This window comes from Paracoccus subflavus (assembly GCF_004310345.1).
GTDB lineage: Bacteria > Pseudomonadota > Alphaproteobacteria > Rhodobacterales > Rhodobacteraceae > Paracoccus > Paracoccus subflavus.
The window spans coordinates 435814-451368 of the sequence record NZ_SISK01000001.1 but is presented as its reverse complement, the minus strand read 5'-3'; the positions used below and the strand labels follow the sequence as shown (position 1 = coordinate 451368).

Here is a 15555-nt window from a genome sequence, read left to right as displayed (position 1 = left end):
GGAACCCTCACTCGGACGTCGCCGCGTCTTCAGCCGGCGCGGCCTGGTCAGGCACGGGCACCGGGGCCGCCGCGCCGATGGGGCTGCGGACCTCGGACCGGACAGGCTGCATGTCGCCCAGATAGGCATAGCCCACGAGGCCAATCACGGCCGCCAGAATCAGCACCACCAGAACCTTGAGCAGCCGCATCGAATTTGCCTCGTCAGTCGTTGTTTTTCGTCTCTCGGGGCCGGTCTTTTGCCGTCCTGGCCGGAATATATATGGCATTTTCCAAAAGATCACGCCATTCAGTCGGCCCAACGGACGGGGGGTGACATGCGCCAGCGCCTGAGGCGCCATATCGTGCTGGTCGGAATGATGGGGGCCGGCAAGACCGTGCTGGGGTCCGAACTGGCCCGGCGGTTGCACGTTCCCTTTACCGATACCGACACCGAGATCGAGACGGCCGCCGCCATGACCATTGCGGAAATCTTTGCCCGCGACGGCGAGGCGTTCTTTCGCGACCGCGAAGCCCAGGTCATTGCACGAATCCTCAGGGATACGCCGCGCGTCATCTCGACCGGCGGGGGGGCATGGATGCAGGATCGCAACCGCGCGGCAATCCGCGCGGCGGGCCTGTCGGTCTGGCTGGCCTGCGACCTGGAAACCTTGTGGCATCGGGTGCGCCAGCGCAGCACGCGCCCCCTGCTGAAGACTGCCGATCCCAAGGGAACGCTGGCCCGTCTGCTGGCCGAACGCGATCCGACCTATGCCCTGGCGGATCTGACCTTTCCCGCCCGACCCGGCGACAGCGTCGATGCCGCGGCGGCGCGGCTTCTGGACGCCATCCATGCCGCCGACCCCCAGCTTGCAAACGAGACGCCATGACACGCCATTCCGACCCCGTCACCGTTCATGTTCCCTTGGGCGACCGCGCCTATGACGTGCGTATCGGGTCCGGGCTGATCGACCGCGCCGGGGCCGAGATCGCGCCCCTGCTGCGCCGCCCCCGCGTGGCCATCGTGACTGACAACACCGTCGCCGCCCTGCATCTGCCGCGGCTACAAGGCGCGCTGACCGTGCATGGCATCGTGTCCGAGGCCCTGGTGCTGCCCGCAGGCGAATCGACGAAAAGCTGGCCGCATCTGACGGCTTGCGTCGAATGGCTGCTGGAACAGCGGGTCGAACGGCGCGACGTGGTGGTGGCCCTGGGCGGCGGGGTGATCGGCGATCTGGTGGGCTTTGCAGCCGCCATCCTGCGCCGGGGCGTGCGGTTCGTGCAGATCCCCACCACCCTGCTGGCGCAAGTGGACAGCAGCGTCGGGGGGAAAACCGGCATCAACAGCCAGCGAGGAAAGAATCTGATCGGCGCCTTCCATCAGCCCTCGCTGGTGCTGGCCGACATTGCCGTTCTGGACACCCTGCCGACCCGCGATTTTCTGGCCGGCTATGGCGAGGTGGCGAAATACGGCCTTCTGGGGGACGCGGATTTTTTCGACTGGCTGGATGAAAACGGTCCCCGCCTGCGCGACGAACCGGCCCTGCGCCAGCAGGCGGTGGCCCATTGCGTCGCCATGAAGGCCGATATCGTGGTGCGCGACGAAACCGAACAAGGCGACCGCGCCCTGCTGAACCTGGGCCATACGTTCGGTCACGCGCTGGAATCCGCCACGGGCTATTCGGGCCGTCTGCTGCATGGCGAAGGCGTGGCGATCGGCTGTGCGCTGGCCTTTGATCTCTCGGCGCGGATGGGCCTGTGCAGCCAGGAATCGCCCTCGCGGGTGGTCGATCACCTGAGGCGCATGGGAATGCCCGCCGCCATTCGCGACATTACCGGCGATCTGCCGGACAATTCCCGCCTGATCGACCTGATGGGACAGGACAAGAAGGTCCAGGACGGGCAGTTGCGTTTCGTGCTGGCCCGCGGCATCGGGCAGGCCTTCGTCAGCGACGAGGTGCAAGCCGGCCTGTTATCGGAGGTCTTGCAGGACGCGCGCTGAGTCCGCGCGCGTTCCCGGCCCCTTCAGAACGGGATTTCGTCGTCGTAATCGCTGCGGCTGCCGCCGCCTGGATTGCCGCCGCCTTGAGTGCTGCCGCCCGACGATCCGCCGCGGCTGTAATCGTCATAGCCGCCCTGGTCGCGACCGCCGCCCCCGCCCGGGCCGCCGCTGCGTCCGTCCAGCATGGTCAGTTCGCTGCGGAACGGGCGCAGCGCCACCTCGGTCGTATAGCGGTCAGCGCCCGACTGGTCCTGCCACTTGCGGGTTTCCAACTGCCCCTCGACATAGACCTTGCTGCCTTTCTTCAGATACTGCTCGGCCACCCGGACCAGCGGTTCGGAATAGATGGCGATGCTGTGCCATTCGGTGCGTTCCTTGCGTTCGCCCGAATTGCGGTCCTTCCAGCTTTCCGATGTGGCGATCCGCAGACTGGCCACCTTGCCGCCGTTCTGGAAGGTGCGGATTTCGGGATCGGCGCCCAGGTTGCCGATCAGGATGACCTTGTTGACGCTGCCTGCCATGACGTTTTCCTGCGATAATGTCCTTGGCCCAAGCTCTAGCGCAGCCCCCCGGACGATGCAAATGTGCGCTTTGTTGCCGATGGATCGGGCATTGCCCGGAAAGCCATGCTGGCGAGACGATCCGAAATCTGTATAGTCGCGTCAAAACCCGCAACAACGAGGGACGGGGACATGACCATCTTCCGAACCGTCAGGACAGGTCTGTGCGCGATCCTGATCGCAGGCATCGCTCTGCCCGCCGGGGCCGAGGGGCTGCGCCTGTCTGGCAGCTCATCCAAGTCGCGGGCCGAACAGTTTGCCCGCCAGACGCGCCTGATGGATTCGCGGCTGGCGACGCAGTACCAGCAATCGGCCCGCTTGCGGCCCAAGGGCCTGCGGGGATCGAGTTCGACCGAGATCGAACTTTCGGCCAATATCCCCGCCTATCGCGGCAGACGCAGCGATTTCATTCCGCTGGCCCGCCAGGCCGCGCGCCAGCATGGCATCCCCGAGGATCTGTTCCTGCGCCTGGTGCAACAGGAATCAGGCTGGAATCCGCGTGCCCGTTCGCACAAGGGCGCCACGGGGCTGGCGCAGTTGATGCCGGGCACGGCGGCCAAGCTGGGCGTCAATCCCCACGATCCTGCCCAGAATTTGCAGGGCGGGGCGCGGTACCTGCGAATGATGTACAACCAGTTCGGCAACTGGCGGCTGGCCCTTGCGGCCTATAACGCGGGCCCTGGCGCGGTGCAGAAATACGGAGGCATCCCGCCCTATCGCGAAACGCGCAACTATGTCCGGGTCATCGCCGGAAGCTGATACACTCCAACTTTCAGGCACGACACCGTGGTGCCTTACTCTCTCTTATAAATAAAGCCAAGTTGAACAGATGGTTGTGCAAATAATCTGTGTCACAAGGCTTGCGCATATCGAGTTATCATATGTCATTTTCCGACTCTTCTTTAACTCCTCCGCCCGATGCCGATGCAACTGCTTCGCTGTCATGGGCCCTGTGCGTCGCCACCCTTGATCGCATCGACATGCTGGAACATTGCGTCACCTGCGCCATGGCCCAAACCCGCGCGCCGCATCAAATTGTCATCGTCGACGCCAGCTCTGATTGGCAGGCTAACCGCGAACGGATCCGGGTGCTGGTCGGGGATCGCGTACCGCTGGTTTACCTTCCGGCGCCAGAACGATCTCTGACAGTGCAGCGGAACACAGCTATTGCGGCCTGTAATGCAGACATTTGCATGCTGATCGACGACGACAGTCTGATGCATGCGGATTGCGCTGAAATCATCATGCGCATTTACGAAGCTGATACAAAGGCAATGATTTTAGGTATCGCGGGAGGCGACGGACCGTCTCCGTTGTCGTTGGATGATGTGGCGCAAAAGGAAGGAAGCGCCGCATCCGGTCGGGCTCGTGCCATAGCGGGATCGCACATTGGGATGTTTTTATGGAAACATCTGTTCTTGATGAACCGCGCGGCAACCTTTGTGTCATATGAGGGACCTTTTGGATCGCCTGTGCCGGATTGGGCCGCGGCACAGGGCTTGGACCTGAGGCCCACGATCCAGTTGCCCGGTTGTCGCATGACAGTTCGCCGCAGTGCCCTTTTGCGCGAGCCGTTCGAATCTGCCTTCCGCAGCTATTGCCCGGGGGAGGATTTCGACATTTCCTATCGACTGAGCCGGATCGGAATGATCTGTACGGCTCCTGCAGCCCGTATTTATCATCATGAGGTTGCGGCTAGTCGTATCCGCCGGGAGCAGGAACTGGTCTTGTCGATCTGTAATGCAGCCTATCTGCTGCGCAAGCACAGCCCAGATTTGGACCGCGACCGGCGCCGATGGGCGCTGCTGATGTCCCGCCGCCTGCTGGCCGAACTTCTCAAAGATGGACTGAGTCGACGATGGGGGTTTCCGCAACTGCGCGCGGCGCGCCGGGCCATGGCGATCAGCCGCAAGATCATGACCTTTCCTGATAAGGCGCAACTCGCCGGATGGTATATCGCGGTTCAGCAGGACATTTTGAAGCAGCGGTGAAAAGGGATATTACACTTCCTCGATCCGCAACTCGACCGGGGCGCTGACCAGGACGCCGGTGCGGGGCAGGGCCTCGATGGCAAAGTCGATCGCCTCGGGCGTGGTCTTGTGGGTCACGACCAGGACCGGCACGCTTTCCGGGCTGTGCTGGCCGTATTGCCGCATCCGGTCGATGGAAATGCCGGCATCCCCCAGGACCGTCGCCACCTTGGCCAAGGCGCCTGGCTTGTCCTGCAAGTCCAGCCGCATGTAATAGGCCGCCGGAACGGCAGTCCGCGCGGGCTGGGCGGCCTTCAGGGTTCCGGCAGGCTGACCGAACACGGGCAGGCGAACCCCGCGCGCGATTTCCACGATATCAGACAAAACCGCGCTGGCGGTCGGACCTTCGCCCGCTCCTGCGCCGCGCAGCACGATCTGGCCCACGCTGTCGCCCTCGACCACGACCATGTTGGTGCCGCCCATCAATTGGCCCAACGGGCTGTCGGCGGGCACGAGACAGGGCGACATGCGCTGTTCCAGACCGCGCGGAGTCATCTGCGCCACACCCAGCAGCTTGATCCGATAGCCCATGTCGGCGGCACGGCGGATGTCGTCGATGCTGACCCGCTCGATTCCCTCGATCTCCACGGCATCGAAATTGACCTGGGTTCCAAAGGCGATCGCCGACAGGATCGCCAGCTTGTGGCCCGCGTCGATGCCGCCCACGTCCAGCGTCGGATCGGCCTCGAGATATCCAAGCTGGCGGGCTTCCTCGAACACGGCCTCATAGGGCAGGCCGGCGCTTTCCATCCGGGTCAGGATATAATTGCAGGTGCCGTTCATCACGCCCATGACGCGGCGGATCTCGTTGCCGGCCAGCGATTCCGTCATCGTCTTGATGACCGGGATGCCACCGGCCACCGCCGCCTCGAACCGCAGGGTGCGGCCCAGGGATTCGGCCAGTTCGGCAAGGGCCTGCCCATGGACCGCCAGCAGCGCCTTGTTGGCCGTCACCACGTCCTTGCCCGATTTCAGAGCAGCTTCGATGCTGTCCTTGGCGATGCCGCTGTCGCCGCCCACCAGTTCCACGAACACGTCCACGTCGTCGGCCGTGGCAATGGCCATGGCGTCGTCTTCCCAGCGATAGCCGGACAGGTCGGCATCGCGGTTCTTGCGTCTGTCCCGTGCGCAGATGGCGGTGATCGCCACAGGGCGGCCGGTGCGACGGGCCAGCAAGTCGGCGTGTTTCTGGACGATCTTGACGACACCGATCCCGACGGTGCCAAGCCCGGCGATGCCAAGTCTCAGGGGATCGGGGCGAAGGGGGGACGACATGAGGGCCTCTTGTCCTAAGGTTGCCCGCTGTTACCGTGGCCCGCGCTGTCATGCAACGCGCGAAAGGCCGCGGTCATAGCCAGCGCCGCGTCTGCTGGCAGTAGGTCTTGAAGGCATCGGGAAAGGCACGGGCCAGGCGCTGTTCCTCGTTGCGGATGAAGCGGATCGAGATGACCGCCACAAAGCCGGCAACCAGCGGCGGGACCGCCAGCGGCGCCCGAAAGGCCAGGCAAAGCCCCGCCAGGATCAGAGCATCGGCCAGATAGATCGGATTGCGGGACAACCGGAATGGGCCCGATGTGACAAGGCTGCTGGGCTTTCCGTGCGGGTCCACGGTGGTTCGCGCGCGGTGCAGCGTCCACACTGCCCATGCCATCAGCATCACCCCGACGACGACCATGGCCCATCCCCAGATCGCGACCCAGTCTGGCCCATGAGGAGCCAGTCTTCCGGCCAGCCATCCGACAAGTCCGAAGCCCGCCAGCCAGATCGGTGGATAATCGGCGGTAAGGCGCATCAGTCCTTTCCTTCTGGACTGGGCCATTCGCCGTTGATGCCGGTCTGCTGCATGACGTCCAGAACGTGCCCCGCCGCAGCCAGCGTGGCGGCATGGATCGCGAAAATCGCATCGGGGTCCATGTCGTCAGGATAGCGTTCGCCCTTGGTGTTGACAAACGTCGGATGCCAGTAGCCCGGTTCTTGTCCCGGTCGCCAGGATGCATGGCACAGCAGGTTGCGGGACAGGCGGATGGCGCGCAGATCCTCGGCCAGCCCAGGGGGACCGGCGATGCCTGCGCCTTTCATGGCCGCGACAAAGCTGTCGATCAAGGTGCCCAGCGTGTCGTCGGCGATCTCGTCCATCCGCCGCAGCCACTGGCGCAGGGCCTTGTCGCCCACATCCTCGCCCAGTTCCCGACGGGTCAGGGAAAAGATTGCCCGTTTCAAAGCCTCTTCCAGAAAGCCAAAGGCCGAAACGGCGTGACCGATGGCCATCGCCATCTCGTCGGGCAGGCGGATGGGGGTCACCGGAGGTGTCATGCTATTCGCGCCACAAATCCCGCACCCAGGTCGCCGGCAGCAGGTAATGCCGCAGGTGACCGGACAAGCCTTCGCGGCGCCTGTCCGAAAAGGTATTGCGCAAATGATCCAGCGGCGGGCGATGCACGTCGTCCTCGTGCCACCGGCCGGCGATGGCATCGGGCGGGTTCAAATGGCCGGCAAAGATCACGATGCGGCTGTTTTTCGGAATGCGGGGTTCGCGCAGATAATTCAGGGGGAAGGGCGGCACCGAGTGCATCCGGAAATGCGCCAGCCAGCCTCGCGGCCAGAATTTGACCCCGCCCGGCGCGTTGCGCGTCAAGAAGCGCTGTTCGTACCGATAGGTATCCGCGACACCTTGCGGGTCGGCCCGGAAGATGTCCTGAAGGGGCATCAGCTTGCCCACCTGCATCCGATAGACCGAGGTTTGCCCCAGCCGTTCCAGCGGCGTGTTCGGATTGCGGCCCAGAATGGTGTCGTCGGGATCGCCGAAGTTGAAGAACGGGTCGAGATTGCCGGTGACGACCACGTCCAGATCCAGAAACAGGACCATCCCCGTGACATCCCCCAGATCCCCCCACAAACAGGACTTGGGCCATTTGCCGGGGGTATTCACCGGCGCCTTGTAGTCGAACTTGGGCAGCGGCCGGACGGCGATGCCGGGATGCAGTCCGGCGCCGTCGTCGGTAAAGCAGACCAGCCGAAACGGCGGCGTGATGTTGCGCCCGATCATCCCGTGCAGGCGGTTGACATATTCCGGGCCGAACTTCGTGCCCCATTTGATGCAGATGATCTGCTTGATCTGATCGCTGTCCATCCAGATGGCCCCGTTGCCGCGCGGCAAGGCTTTCACACCCGTTCGGACAAGGCAATCTGCCTTGTCGTGATGTCATGCCGGCCCTGCTGCAGGGATACCAGGCGGGCGGCGCGTCAGGCCGCCAGTCCTTTTGTGCGGCCGGCGGCATCCTATATCTGGAACAAGGATGGGGTGACGATGAAGTTGATATTGCTGATATTCGCAATGACGGTCGCGGCCATGGGGCCGACTCGGGAGGCCCCGCCGCCCCGGATCGAGGCACAGCCCGTTCTGCCCGAGAAGGCTCAGCCCCCTGCTGAACCCGACCGGCGTCCCGAACTGCGCATCCTGCCGGCGGCGGAATCCGATCCTGCCGATTTTCTGTGGAACGCCCGCCCGGTCGTGGTTTTTGCCGATACCCCGGACGATCCGGCCTTTCGCGAGCAGATGCAGGCGCTTGAGGCCAGGGCCGAAGTCCTGGCCGAACGGGATGTGGTGGTGATCTTCGACAGCGATCCCCAAGCGGACAGTTCGTGGCGTCAGACACTGCATCCCCGGGGATTTTCCCTGGTCATCATCGACAAGGACGGGCAGGTCAAGCAGCGTCGGCCCCTGCCGTGGGATGTCCGGGAAATCAGCCGCGCCATCGACCGCCTGCCGCTACGCCGCCAGGAAATCGGCCGGGCGGGACTGCTGCCCTAGGGATTGAAATTCGGGGCCGGATCGCCTATCTTTTTCTCAAGGATAAGGAGGCCATCATGAACACGACGTCCTACAATCCGCCCCCTGTCACCGGCCGCACCGGCCCGATGCCGGGTTATGCGCGGCGCTGACGCGCCCGTTCAGTCTCGATCCACGACGCAAGACCCGCCCTGGTTTCCGCAAGGCGGGCTTTTTCCTGCGTTTCGATCAAATCGTCCACGGCTGCGTTCCCGCCCGTGAGATGCGCCAGCAGAAAGGCCATCGCTTCGTCCCCCAAGTCGATCGCCTCGATCTTCATTTCGATGTAATGGCGATACATGCGGGCGGCGCGCGATGCGTCCATCCGGTCCAGACGCAGCTTGCGAAGGTCCGCGATCATGGCGCCGATGGTGGCAAGCTGGCTGTAATAGCGCACCACCGGATCGACCACGCGGAACGGCAGAACGTGAATGTCGTTGACGATGGCGCTGAACAGGCGGTCGTTGTGTTCGGTCGGGATGACCGGAAAGAAGCCCTTGCCCTGCGCGATAAGAACCTCCATCTGCGCGCCATAGTCGGACAGGTTCTGGCTTTTCAGCGTGGCGACATGGACCCGGATTTCGGCATAAAGCGCGCCTTGCACATCCCGCACCCGTTCGGCGCGGGCAGCCCTGTCCCGGGCGGCCCCCAACAGATGCGTCACGACCCAGCCGCCCGCAACCACGCTGCCACCGATCATGGCGGCCACCACACGGGGATCGGCCAGAGCCGCACCCCCCGTCATGTTCCGGTTCCGTCAGGCCCATGAAAAAGCCGTCCGGAGGCGCATGTCCCCGGACGGCCTGAAAGCCCTGGCGGTCTGCAAGGCATCCCGCCTCTCAGCGGATCACTCGCAGAGCCGTGCGTCGTTGCACAGCGCGCCTGCCGCGCCGCCGATGGCCGCGCCTTTCACGACGTTCTCGCCGCTCACGCTGGCAATGGTGGCGCCAACGCCGGCGCCGATCAGCGCACGGTCGGTGTCGGTCGGGTTGATCCCCTGGGTGCAGCCCGCGATGGCGGTGGTGCCAACCAGGGCGGCGATGGCAAGAAACTTGGTCATTGGGATATTCCTGTCAGTTGATTGGCCGGATCAACCTTGCAATCCGGCCAGGCTTTTCTTGGACGGAAAGGACCGGATCAGTAGCGGCGCTGGCAGACGCCCGCATCGTCGCACAGCGCGCCGCCCACGGCACCGATGGCCGCGCCCGTCGCGATATCCTCGTCCAGAGCCTTGGCGATCACCGCGCCGGCCACCGCGCCGCCGGCGGCGCGCTGTGCGTCGGGCGCAACCCCGCCCATCCCATAGCCCTGCTCGCACGCGGCGAGCCCCAGAAGAACAAAGACGCCGGCAGCGGCGCGGGTGAACTGCGAAGTGGTCATTTAGTCTTACCTGATCTTATGGGCCGCATCGGGCCAGTGAACGTTCGTGGATCTTTATGACATAGCCTGGGTGCAGGTCAAACTGACGACGCGGTGATGACGATTCGAGTGGCAGCAAGCCGCGCATCAATCCCGATCGGGATCGTCATCCCAGGGCTCGTCGTTCCAGCCGAAGTCGGGCCGCTCGTCCGGGGCAAAAAGTTCGGGAAACGATTCCTGCGCCGCCGCCATGTCCACCCGAAGCAACTGGTCATAGTCGGCGGGATCGAAGTCGCCCACGGGCTTGACCTCGCGGCCGATCAGCCAGCCCAGGCGGCCAGCGTCCAGATTGCCGCGGACAAAGGGTTCTTCGCCGAAATGGTCTATCAGGGCGGCCAGAAAGCCTGCATCGGCGCGCCGGTCCGCGGGTCTGCGGTCCCGGAACCGTTCGCGGCGGGTGATCGGAGTGGCGCCTTTCTTGCGGTTTTCGCGGCGGATGACGAACTGAAAATCGGTGCCCGGCAGGCGTCCCGGAAAACCTCGGTGCTTGAGCATGACAATTCCTGCGGCGGATCGGACATGGCGGAGGAACGCGGGCAGCCGGACCGCCCGCGCGGCGCCGCCCGGATTCAGGAACCGTATTTGCCCTGATAGACCGGCTCGGTCGTGATCGGGGCCGGGGCGGGCACGTAAACCTCGGGCTCGGGCGCCTGACGCTGGCACGCAGCAAAGGCCGACACCAGCACAAGGCCGAGAACAAGTTTCTTCGACATGAGATATGCTCCTGTAACGCGGACGCGCTTGCGCCCGTCTGCTCGGGTTTCGGGGGATGTCTTGATGCACCGCCCCGCGCCATGTTAGCCGCGGCGCGACCGGCCAGACAGACCGCCCGGCATGGCGGGCGGAAAAGCGCGCGGCCATGTGGCGGGCCTGCATCATTCACGATCTTGTGCGAAAGCCGTGGAAACAGACGGCAAATGCCTGCCGCCTTCGGGGGCAAAGGCTTTGCCAAGCCACGGCATTGGGGCTACAAGCGGACAAAATTACGAAAGGCAGTTTTCTTCATGGCAGAGGACATCGAAATCGACATCGACGATCTGGAGCGGCGGATGAAGGGCGCGATGGAAAGCCTGCGCCACGAATTCGCGTCGCTGCGGACCGGGCGGGCCTCGGCCTCGATGGTCGAGCCGGTCCAGGTCGAGGCCTATGGGCAGATGACCCCGATCAACCAGTTGGGCACCGTCAACGTGCCCGAACCGCGCATGGTCACGATCAATGTCTGGGACAAGGGCATGGTCGGAAAGGTCGAAAAGGCGATCCGCGAATCCGGCCTGGGAATCAACCCGCAGACGAATGGCACCATTATCATGCTGCCAATCCCCGAACTGAACGAGGAACGCCGCCGGGAATTGACCAAGGTGGCCGCCCAATATGCCGAAAGTGCCCGCGTGGCGATCCGAAACGTCCGCCGTGACGGCATGGACCAGATCCGGAAGGGCAAGGCCAGCGGCATGCCCGAGGACGACCAGAAATTCTGGGAATCCGCCGTCCAGGATCTGACGGACCGGATGATCGGCGCCGTCGATCAGGCCCTTGAGGGCAAGCAAGCTGAAATCATGCAGGTCTGAGGGACGACCATGGCCGCTGAAACCGCACCGCTGTTGACATCCGGCGGGGTCGATCAGCGGCCCCGGCATGTCGCGATCATCATGGACGGCAATGGCCGCTGGGCCGCCAATCGCGGCTGGCCGCGCCTGGTGGGACACCGCCGGGGGGCCGAGCGCGTCAAGCAGATCGTCCGAGCCTGTCCCGACCTGGGAGTCAACTGGCTGACGATCTATGCCTTCTCGACCGAGAACTGGAAGCGCACGACCGAGGAAGTTCTGGGTCTGATGAAGATCTTTCGCCGTTATATCCAGCACGAGGCCGAAGGCATGGCCGCCGAGGGCGTGCGGCTGCGCTTTATCGGCGGGCGCGACCGCCTGGACGACAAGCTGCAGGGGCTGATGTCCTCGATCGAGGCGCGGACGGCCTGCAATGCGCGGTTGAACCTGACCGTTGCCATCAATTACGGCGGGCGCGACGAACTGACCCGTGCGGCGACCCGGCTGGCGCAACAGATCGCCCGCGGCGAGGTCGAGCGCCCGACCGAGGCCGATCTGGCCGCCTGTCTGGATACGGCCGGCCATCCCGACCCGGACCTTGTGATTCGGACCTCTGGCGAGACGCGCACGTCGAATTTCCTGCCCTGGCAGGCGGCCTATGCCGAATACGAATTCACGCCGACCCTGTGGCCAGATTTCACGCCCGATCATCTTGCGCAGATCCTGGACCGGTTCGGCCTGCGCGAGCGCCGTTTCGGGGGCGCATGAAGCCGCAGCGCGACACAACGACAGGCCGGCCTGCGGGCAAATGGGCCGATCTGTCGCGGCGCGTCGCCTCGACCCTGGTGCTTCTGGGCATTGGCGTCATGCTGGCGGTGGCTACGGGTCTGTGGCTGCAAGTGGCGATGGCGGCGATCTCGGCCATCACCTTTTGGGAACTTGCCGCGATGACCGGCTGGCGAAATCCCCGCCTGCATCCGGGCATCTTCGGTGCCTGGCGGCCGGTCGCGCTGGCGGTCATCGCGTTCATGTCGCAGATGATCGCGCAGTTGTTCGATCATCCGCTGGCAATCCTGGCCCTGCTGTTTCCCCTTGTCGCCGGCATCCCCGGCGCCGCCACCCGCGACCGCTGGACCTATGCGATCTTCGGGCTTGCGATCATGCTGGTCGCCTATGGGCTTGTCGGGTTCCGAGAGGCTTACGGCCTGAACTTCGTGCTGTGGCTGATGGGGATCGTGATCGTTTCCGACACGGCGGGCTATTTCTTCGGTCGCATGATCGGGGGGCCGAAGTTCTGGCCCTCGCTCAGCCCGAAAAAGACCTGGTCCGGAACCGTGGCGGGCTGGGCCGGGGCGATCCTGCTGGGGCTGATCCTGTGGATGGCGGGGCGCGGCGATCCGTCGTTGATCTGGGTGTCGCCGCTGGTCTGCCTGGCCGGGCAGATGGGCGATATCGCGGAAAGCTGGCTCAAGCGCCGGGCAGGGGTCAAGGACAGTTCGAACCTGATCCCCGGCCATGGCGGCTTCATGGACCGTTTCGATGCCGTGACGGGGGCGGTCCTGGCGACCATGCTGATCGGACTGCTCACCACCCTGCCGGTGGTAACCTGAGGGATGCGGCGGATTTCCATCCTGGGGGCGACGGGCTCGATCGGAGGGAACGGGGTCGATCTGATCCGACGCGCGGGCGGGGCCGAAGCGTATCGCGTCGTCGCCCTGACAGGCGGGCGCAACATTTCGCTTTTGGCGCAGACGGCACGCGAACTGCGCGCCGAGATTGCCGTGACAGCCTATCCGGACCTGCTGGAGGATCTGACAACCGCCCTGACCGGCAGCGGAATCGAGGCCGCCGCCGGGACGCGCGCCCTGGTCGAGGCCGCGCAACGTCCGGCCGACTGGGTGCTGTCGGCGATCGTCGGGGCGGCAGGGCTGGAACCGGGCCTGGCCGCCCTGTCGCAGGGCGGCATCCTGGCGCTTGCCAACAAAGAATCACTGGTCTGCGCCGGACCTTTGATCAGGCAGGCGGCCCATTGCAGCCGCGCAACCGTTCTGCCTGTCGATTCAGAACATTCCGCTGTTTTTCAGGCTCTTGGACAGGAAAATATCGAAAATGTCAAGGATGTGACCATTACCGCATCCGGCGGTGCGTTCCGCGACTGGCCGCTGGATCGTCTGGCAACGGCGACAGTGGCCGAGGCATCGACCCATCCCAACTGGGCCATGGGCCAGCGCATCACCATCGACAGCGCCAGCATGTTCAACAAGGCCATGGAGGTGATCGAGGCAAAGGAGCTCTTTGGCCTCCGCGCCGACCAGATCCGGGTTCTGGTCCATCCCGAATCCATTGTTCACGCCATGGTCAGCCATGTCGATGGCGGCACCATCGCCCATATGGGGGCGCCGGACATGCGCCATGCCATTGGCTTTGCCTTGAACTGGCCCCATCGCGCACCGCTGCCGGTCGCGCCGCTGGACCTTGCCGCCATCGGAAGCCTGACCTTTCGCGCGCCCGACGAGGGTCGCTGGCCTGCCCTGCGTCTTGCGCGCGGGGTCATGGCGGCGGGCGGCATGGCCGGCGCGGTCTTCAACGCGGCCAAGGAACAGGCGCTTGACGATTTCATCGCCCAGCGCATCGGGTTCACGGACATGGCGCCTCGCGTGGAAATGACCCTGGAGGCCCTGTCGGCGCAGTCCGGTTTCGGCGATGATCCCGCCGATCTGGAAACCGTCCTGCACTGGGACGGCCAAGCACGTAGGAAAGCCGCCGCATGACCGACCTTCTTCCGCAATTCGGCGGCACCCTATGGACGCTGGCCGCGTTTTTCGTTGCGCTGGCGGTGATCGTGACGGTCCACGAATTCGGCCATTATTATGTCGGCAGGCTGTCGGGCATCCGGGCCGAGGTGTTCTCGGTCGGTTTCGGACCCCGGTTGCTGGCTCGCCGCGACCGCAACGGGACGATCTGGCAGTTGGCGGCGATTCCCTTGGGCGGCTATGTGCGGTTTTTGGGCGACGACAATGCCGCCAGCGCGGGCAAGGGGCGGGCCGTCGATTCGACGCTGCGGCGCCAGACCCTGACCGGGGCACCGCTATGGGCGCGGTTCGCCACCCTTCTTGCGGGGCCGGTCTTCAACTTCGTCCTGTCGATCCTGATCTTTGGCGGTTTCGCGCTGTTCCAGGGCCTGCCGACCGACGAGCCGCGCGTGGGCGCCATCGCCGCCTCGCCGCCGGGCGTCGTGAACGAATTGCAGCCGGGCGACGTGATCCTGGCGCTTGGCGGCCAGCCGGTCGAAACCTGGCGCGATATCGGCCGGATCGCCGAGACCTTGCCGCAGGCAGACCATCAGACCTGGGATGTCCTGCGCGACGGGGCCCAGATGACGGTCCGTGGCCCCGACCCGCTGCCCGCCCGGATCAGCGGCATAGCCCCCCGCAGCGCCGCGGCCGAGGCGGGGTTGCGCGCGAATGACGTGGTTCTGGCCATCGACGGCCAGCCGATCACCCGTTTCGCGCAGATGCGTCAGGCCGTCGAGGAGGCCGAGGGCAGGGCCCTGTCCTTGCGCATCTGGCGACCGGGCGAGGGCGTGATCGACGTGGCGCTGACGCCCAAGATGCAGGATCTGCCGGCCCAAGGGGGCGGTTTCGAACGCCGCTGGCTGATCGGGGTCACGGGGGGCGCCAGCTTTTTCGAGCCCGCGACCCGCAGCGTCGGACCGCTGGAATCGCTGGGGCTGGGAATCGCGCAGACCTGGGGCATCATCTCGTCGTCGCTGACGGGCATGTGGGCGATGATTTCCGGACAGATCGACAGTTGCAACCTGGGCGGCGCGATCAGCATCGCCGAAAGCACAGGGCAGGCGGCCAGCGCGGGGGGCGGCAATTTCCTGTGGTGGATCGCCGTGCTGTCGGCAGCCATCGGGTTCCTGAACCTGCTGCCCATCCCGGTCCTGGATGGCGGGCACCTGATGTTTTACGCCTATGAGGCGGTCACCGGCCGCCCGCCGCCCGACCGCATCCTCAGCCTGCTGACGGCGTTCGGGATGGCTGCTGTCCTGTCGCTGATGATTTTCGGCCTGACGAACGATCTTTTGTGCCCCTGAGGCGCGATGCGTTTTGACAGGACCGGTCGATTGATGCACAAGCTGGACCCAAACAAGGACGCCGCAAGCAGCGTCCATGCGGGCTGACGAAGAG

21 protein-coding genes are annotated in these 15555 nt (G+C 64.9%); 10 read left to right on the top strand and 11 right to left on the bottom strand.

Annotation, left to right across the window (positions count from 1 at the left end; translation table 11 throughout):
* Positions 1 to 7: 7 nt before the first annotated feature.
* Positions 8 to 190 carry a hypothetical protein gene (locus EYE42_RS02280; RefSeq protein ID WP_130989669.1) on the bottom strand — a complete coding sequence of 61 codons (183 nt, stop codon included), beginning with the start codon at positions 188 to 190 and terminating at the stop codon, positions 8 to 10.
* 96 nt (positions 191 to 286) lie between these two features.
* On the opposite strand from EYE42_RS02280, the gene EYE42_RS02275 reads away from it, so the two are divergent.
* Both EYE42_RS02275 and aroB read left to right on the top strand, forming a co-directional pair.
* Positions 287 to 868 carry a shikimate kinase gene (locus tag EYE42_RS02275; protein WP_281277796.1) on the top strand — a complete coding sequence of 194 codons (582 nt, stop codon included), beginning with the start codon at positions 287 to 289 and terminating at the stop codon, positions 866 to 868.
* Positions 865 to 1980 carry a 3-dehydroquinate synthase gene (gene aroB, locus EYE42_RS02270; RefSeq protein WP_130989667.1) on the top strand — a complete coding sequence of 372 codons (1116 nt, stop codon included), beginning with the start codon at positions 865 to 867 and terminating at the stop codon, positions 1978 to 1980. Before EYE42_RS02275 ends, aroB begins: the two co-directional genes overlap by 4 nt.
* Before the next feature lie 23 nt (positions 1981 to 2003).
* Here aroB and ssb read toward each other — a convergent pair whose 3' ends face one another.
* Positions 2004 to 2501, bottom strand: a complete 498-nt coding sequence (gene ssb / locus EYE42_RS02265) for a single-stranded DNA-binding protein (protein ID WP_130989666.1) — start codon at positions 2499 to 2501, stop codon at positions 2004 to 2006.
* Positions 2502 to 2672: 171 nt separating this feature from the next.
* Here ssb and EYE42_RS02260 point away from each other — a divergent pair, with 171 nt between their 5' ends.
* Positions 2673 to 3299: a lytic transglycosylase domain-containing protein gene (locus EYE42_RS02260; protein ID WP_130989665.1), complete on the top strand. Its 627-nt coding sequence runs from the start codon at positions 2673 to 2675 to the stop codon at positions 3297 to 3299.
* Positions 3300 to 3421: 122 nt separating this feature from the next.
* Positions 3422 to 4531: a glycosyltransferase family 2 protein gene (locus EYE42_RS02255; RefSeq protein ID WP_130989664.1), complete on the top strand. Its 1110-nt coding sequence runs from the start codon at positions 3422 to 3424 to the stop codon at positions 4529 to 4531.
* A 9-nt stretch (positions 4532 to 4540) separates the two neighbouring features.
* On the opposite strand, the gene EYE42_RS02250 is transcribed toward EYE42_RS02255, so the two are convergent.
* The 4 genes from EYE42_RS02250 to EYE42_RS02235 form a co-directional block, all read right to left on the bottom strand.
* Positions 4541 to 5845: a homoserine dehydrogenase gene (locus EYE42_RS02250; RefSeq protein WP_130989663.1), complete on the bottom strand. Its 1305-nt coding sequence runs from the start codon at positions 5843 to 5845 to the stop codon at positions 4541 to 4543.
* A 73-nt stretch (positions 5846 to 5918) separates the two neighbouring features.
* Positions 5919 to 6362: a methyltransferase family protein gene (locus tag EYE42_RS02245; RefSeq protein WP_165455687.1), complete on the bottom strand. Its 444-nt coding sequence runs from the start codon at positions 6360 to 6362 to the stop codon at positions 5919 to 5921.
* A complete protein-coding gene (locus EYE42_RS02240; RefSeq protein WP_130989661.1) occupies positions 6362 to 6871 on the bottom strand; it encodes a hypothetical protein in 510 nt (169 codons plus the stop codon). The genes EYE42_RS02245 and EYE42_RS02240 overlap by 1 nt, the downstream gene beginning before the upstream one ends.
* Before the next feature lie 13 nt (positions 6872 to 6884).
* Complete coding sequence (locus EYE42_RS02235) at positions 6885 to 7700, bottom strand: glycosyl transferase (RefSeq protein ID WP_130989660.1); 816 nt, start codon at positions 7698 to 7700, stop codon at positions 6885 to 6887.
* Positions 7701 to 7877: 177 nt separating this feature from the next.
* Between EYE42_RS02235 and EYE42_RS02230 the strand changes: the two genes are divergently transcribed.
* Complete coding sequence (locus EYE42_RS02230) at positions 7878 to 8381, top strand: DUF4174 domain-containing protein (RefSeq protein ID WP_130989659.1); 504 nt, start codon at positions 7878 to 7880, stop codon at positions 8379 to 8381.
* 115 nt (positions 8382 to 8496) lie between these two features.
* Here the strand turns inward: EYE42_RS02230 and EYE42_RS02225 are convergent, their stop codons facing one another.
* The 5 genes from EYE42_RS02225 to EYE42_RS15915 form a co-directional block, all read right to left on the bottom strand.
* Positions 8497 to 9144 carry a hypothetical protein gene (locus EYE42_RS02225; RefSeq protein ID WP_130989658.1) on the bottom strand — a complete coding sequence of 216 codons (648 nt, stop codon included), beginning with the start codon at positions 9142 to 9144 and terminating at the stop codon, positions 8497 to 8499.
* Positions 9145 to 9246: 102 nt separating this feature from the next.
* Entirely contained in the window at positions 9247 to 9459 is a 213-nt protein-coding gene (locus tag EYE42_RS02220) for a YMGG-like glycine zipper-containing protein (protein ID WP_165455686.1), read from the bottom strand.
* Between the two features lie 77 nt (positions 9460 to 9536).
* A complete protein-coding gene (locus tag EYE42_RS02215) occupies positions 9537 to 9779 on the bottom strand; it encodes a hypothetical protein (RefSeq protein WP_130989657.1) in 243 nt (80 codons plus the stop codon).
* Between the two features lie 126 nt (positions 9780 to 9905).
* Positions 9906 to 10313: a hypothetical protein gene (locus EYE42_RS02210; protein ID WP_130989656.1), complete on the bottom strand. Its 408-nt coding sequence runs from the start codon at positions 10311 to 10313 to the stop codon at positions 9906 to 9908.
* A gap of 74 nt (positions 10314 to 10387) precedes the next feature.
* On the bottom strand, positions 10388 to 10531 hold the full coding sequence (locus tag EYE42_RS15915) for a hypothetical protein (RefSeq protein WP_165455685.1): 144 nt from the start codon (positions 10529 to 10531) through the stop codon (positions 10388 to 10390).
* A gap of 291 nt (positions 10532 to 10822) precedes the next feature.
* Here EYE42_RS15915 and frr point away from each other — a divergent pair, with 291 nt between their 5' ends.
* From frr to rseP, 5 genes are read left to right on the top strand one after another with little or no spacing between them, the layout of a single operon-like run.
* Complete coding sequence (gene frr, locus EYE42_RS02205; protein WP_130989655.1) at positions 10823 to 11386, top strand: ribosome recycling factor; 564 nt, start codon at positions 10823 to 10825, stop codon at positions 11384 to 11386.
* A 9-nt stretch (positions 11387 to 11395) separates the two neighbouring features.
* Positions 11396 to 12130, top strand: coding sequence for a polyprenyl diphosphate synthase (gene uppS / locus EYE42_RS02200; protein WP_130989654.1), 735 nt, complete (start codon positions 11396 to 11398; stop codon positions 12128 to 12130).
* Complete coding sequence (locus EYE42_RS02195) at positions 12127 to 12972, top strand: phosphatidate cytidylyltransferase (protein WP_130989653.1); 846 nt, start codon at positions 12127 to 12129, stop codon at positions 12970 to 12972. The genes uppS and EYE42_RS02195 overlap by 4 nt, the downstream gene beginning before the upstream one ends.
* Positions 12973 to 12975: 3 nt before the next feature.
* A complete protein-coding gene (gene dxr / locus EYE42_RS02190) occupies positions 12976 to 14133 on the top strand; it encodes a 1-deoxy-D-xylulose-5-phosphate reductoisomerase (protein ID WP_130989652.1) in 1158 nt (385 codons plus the stop codon).
* Positions 14130 to 15461 carry an RIP metalloprotease RseP gene (gene rseP / locus EYE42_RS02185; protein WP_130989651.1) on the top strand — a complete coding sequence of 444 codons (1332 nt, stop codon included), beginning with the start codon at positions 14130 to 14132 and terminating at the stop codon, positions 15459 to 15461. Before dxr ends, rseP begins: the two co-directional genes overlap by 4 nt.
* Positions 15462 to 15555 lie beyond the last annotated feature (94 nt).

What these genes read in the sequence shown, in the direction of transcription:
- EYE42_RS15915 (WP_165455685.1), bottom strand. Translation starts at nt 10,531, where the DNA reads ATGTCGAAGAAACTTGTTCTCGGCCTTGTGCTGGTGTCGGCCTTTGCT.
- rseP (WP_130989651.1), top strand. Translation starts at nt 14,130, where the DNA reads ATGACCGACCTTCTTCCGCAATTCGGCGGCACCCTATGGACGCTGGCC.
- EYE42_RS02230 (WP_130989659.1), top strand. Translation starts at nt 7,878, where the DNA reads ATGAAGTTGATATTGCTGATATTCGCAATGACGGTCGCGGCCATGGGG.
- aroB (WP_130989667.1), top strand. Translation starts at nt 865, where the DNA reads ATGACACGCCATTCCGACCCCGTCACCGTTCATGTTCCCTTGGGCGAC.
- EYE42_RS02280 (WP_130989669.1), bottom strand. Translation starts at nt 190, where the DNA reads ATGCGGCTGCTCAAGGTTCTGGTGGTGCTGATTCTGGCGGCCGTGATT.
- EYE42_RS02245 (WP_165455687.1), bottom strand. Translation starts at nt 6,362, where the DNA reads ATGCGCCTTACCGCCGATTATCCACCGATCTGGCTGGCGGGCTTCGGA.
- EYE42_RS02220 (WP_165455686.1), bottom strand. Translation starts at nt 9,459, where the DNA reads ATGACCAAGTTTCTTGCCATCGCCGCCCTGGTTGGCACCACCGCCATC.
- EYE42_RS02215 (WP_130989657.1), bottom strand. Translation starts at nt 9,779, where the DNA reads ATGACCACTTCGCAGTTCACCCGCGCCGCTGCCGGCGTCTTTGTTCTT.
- ssb (WP_130989666.1), bottom strand. Translation starts at nt 2,501, where the DNA reads ATGGCAGGCAGCGTCAACAAGGTCATCCTGATCGGCAACCTGGGCGCC.
- dxr (WP_130989652.1), top strand. Translation starts at nt 12,976, where the DNA reads ATGCGGCGGATTTCCATCCTGGGGGCGACGGGCTCGATCGGAGGGAAC.
- frr (WP_130989655.1), top strand. Translation starts at nt 10,823, where the DNA reads ATGGCAGAGGACATCGAAATCGACATCGACGATCTGGAGCGGCGGATG.
- EYE42_RS02195 (WP_130989653.1), top strand. Translation starts at nt 12,127, where the DNA reads ATGAAGCCGCAGCGCGACACAACGACAGGCCGGCCTGCGGGCAAATGG.
- uppS (WP_130989654.1), top strand. Translation starts at nt 11,396, where the DNA reads ATGGCCGCTGAAACCGCACCGCTGTTGACATCCGGCGGGGTCGATCAG.
- EYE42_RS02250 (WP_130989663.1), bottom strand. Translation starts at nt 5,845, where the DNA reads ATGTCGTCCCCCCTTCGCCCCGATCCCCTGAGACTTGGCATCGCCGGG.
- EYE42_RS02260 (WP_130989665.1), top strand. Translation starts at nt 2,673, where the DNA reads ATGACCATCTTCCGAACCGTCAGGACAGGTCTGTGCGCGATCCTGATC.
- EYE42_RS02225 (WP_130989658.1), bottom strand. Translation starts at nt 9,144, where the DNA reads ATGACGGGGGGTGCGGCTCTGGCCGATCCCCGTGTGGTGGCCGCCATG.
- EYE42_RS02235 (WP_130989660.1), bottom strand. Translation starts at nt 7,700, where the DNA reads ATGGACAGCGATCAGATCAAGCAGATCATCTGCATCAAATGGGGCACG.
- EYE42_RS02255 (WP_130989664.1), top strand. Translation starts at nt 3,422, where the DNA reads ATGTCATTTTCCGACTCTTCTTTAACTCCTCCGCCCGATGCCGATGCA.
- EYE42_RS02210 (WP_130989656.1), bottom strand. Translation starts at nt 10,313, where the DNA reads ATGCTCAAGCACCGAGGTTTTCCGGGACGCCTGCCGGGCACCGATTTT.